The organism is Nodosilinea sp. LEGE 07088 (assembly GCF_015207395.1).
Taxonomy (GTDB): domain Bacteria; phylum Cyanobacteriota; class Cyanobacteriia; order Phormidesmidales; family Phormidesmidaceae; genus Nodosilinea.
In genome coordinates this window covers 1-2,401 of the sequence record NZ_JADEWX010000337.1, presented here as the reverse complement: position 1 = coordinate 2,401, position 2,401 = coordinate 1, and the positions used below count along the sequence as shown (strand labels likewise).

Below are 2,401 nucleotides of genomic sequence, written 5' to 3'. Positions count from 1 at the left end.
CCCCTAAGTCCACTGCCCTCCCCCGCGCCCACCTTATTTGTAGGACTAACCCGTGACCCTTCAAACTGAAACGACCACTCCCCTCGGCGAAGATTCTTTAACGGAAGTCAACCGCCAAATGTTGGTTATTCTCGACTTTGGCTCCCAATACTCTGAGCTGATCGCCCGCCGCATCCGTGAGACCGAGGTGTATTCAGAGGTGCTCTCCTATCGCACCACCGTCGAGCAACTCAAGCAGCTCAACCCCAAGGGCATCATTCTGTCGGGTGGGCCGAACTCGGTCTACGACAAAGGTGCGCCCCACTGCGACCCGGCCATTTGGGATCTGGAGATTCCGGTGTTGGGGGTGTGCTATGGCATGCAGCTGATGGTGCAACAGCTGGGGGGGCAGGTCGATCGCGCCGATCGCGGCGAGTATGGCAAGGCCGATCTCTTTATTGACGACCCCACCGATTTGCTCACCAATGTCGAAGATGGCACCACCATGTGGATGAGCCACAGCGACTCGGTGACCCGCTTACCCGACGGCTTTGAGGTGCTGGCCCACACCGAAAACACCCCCTGCGCCACCGTTGCCGACCATACCCGCAAGCTCTACGGCGTGCAGTTTCACCCCGAGGTGGTGCACTCCCAGGGGGGCATCGCCCTGATTCGCAATTTTGTCTACCACATCTGCGAATGCCAGCCCACCTGGACCACCGAAGCCTTTGTGGAAGATGCCATTCGCGAGGTGCGGGCGCGGGTCGGCGAAAAACGAGTGCTGCTGGCCCTCTCCGGCGGGGTCGATTCGTCTACCCTGGCCTTTTTGCTGCACAAGGCCATTGGCGACCAGCTCACCTGCATGTTTATCGACCAGGGCTTTATGCGCAAAGATGAGCCCGAGCGGTTGGTGAAGCTGTTTGCCGAGCAGTTTCACATTCCGGTGATTCACATTAAAGCGCGCGATCGCTTCTTGGCGAAGGTCGAAGGCATCACCGACCCCGAAGAAAAGCGCAAACGCATTGGCCACGAGTTCATCCGCGTGTTTGAAGAAGAGTCAAAACGTCTTGGCCCCTTCGACTACCTGGCCCAGGGCACCCTCTACCCCGACGTGATTGAGTCGGCTGACACCAACGTTGACCCCAAAACCGGCGAGCGAGTGGCGGTCAAGATCAAGAGCCACCACAACGTCGGTGGCCTGCCTAAGGATCTGCAGTTTAAGCTGGTTGAGCCCCTGCGCAAGCTGTTCAAAGATGAAGTGCGCAAGGTGGGGCGTTCCATCGGCCTGCCCGAAGAAATTGTTCGCCGTCAGCCCTTCCCCGGCCCAGGGCTAGCCATTCGCATCATTGGCGAAATCACCGAAGAGCGGCTGAAGATTCTCCGCAACGCCGACTTTGTGGTGCGCGATGAGATCGCCAAACAGGGCATGTACCATGACTTTTGGCAGGCCTTTGCGGTGCTGCTGCCGGTGCGGAGTGTAGGGGTAATGGGCGACCAGCGCACCTACGCCTACCCGATTGTGTTGCGCCTGGTGAGCAGCGAAGACGGCATGACCGCTGACTGGTCACGGGTGCCCTACGACCTGCTAGAGACGATCTCGAACCGCATCGTCAACGAGGTCAATGGGGTCAATCGAGTGGTCTACGATATCACCTCCAAGCCCCCCGGCACCATCGAATGGGAGTAGGCAGTCCATAACTATATCTAGGCTTAACGCAACAAACACTGTACCGCAGTAAAAAAGGCAGGGGAAATTTCGGCGTTGCTGAATTCAAGGAATGAATCTGCAAAAGCAACTAGTACTCTGAGGCGGAAATAACCCAGCTGTTTACTCACGCGGAAACCCTTATGAGACCTGGGGTTCCCGTTCTGCCTTCTTACTTCTGCCTTCTTACTTCTGCCTTTCAGTACTAGATGCTGATTGCTCCCCTAGCCCCTTAACTTTGATCCTGCCGTCGAAGTCCCTCCAACCTCTATTTTTAGGGGCTCTGTGGGGCTCGTTTTAGGAGCTCTGTGGGGCTCGGTTTGTGATCTGTGCAGTGTTTATTGATCTGTTTGCCCAGACCCCAGAGCAGCGGCAGGTGATTCATAGGCCACTCGATCGCCACGACAATCTTAGCGCTGCTGATTGTTGGCTGGTAGCTAAAAACTGAGTAAGAAAAGATCAAGCCAACTATAGTCTTGTCAGATAGAGAATTTTTAATCCGCAAAACATTCAGCTGCTATTGGCAATAACTTCCAAGACAAAATCCGCCAAAATCCCGGGAACCGCCCAGTCCGAATCGACCTGTTTTCGTAACTTCTCAATAACCGCTGGTAAGACGGTGGATGTGTAACCGGCAAGGGGTTGTCAAGAGCGCAAAGATCTGGTCTAACAGAGGAATGAATCTAGTGCCAGAGAACCTGAAATCCAAGCCGTCAT

General features: G+C 55.5%; 1 protein-coding gene. It reads left to right on the top strand.

Annotated features, from left to right (window positions below):
- Positions 1-118 precede the first annotated feature (118 nt).
- Positions 119-1,666 carry a glutamine-hydrolyzing GMP synthase gene (gene guaA, locus IQ254_RS30725; protein WP_193969927.1) on the top strand — a complete coding sequence of 516 codons (1,548 nt, stop codon included), beginning with the start codon at positions 119-121 and terminating at the stop codon, positions 1,664-1,666.
- Positions 1,667-2,401: the final 735 nt, after the last annotated feature.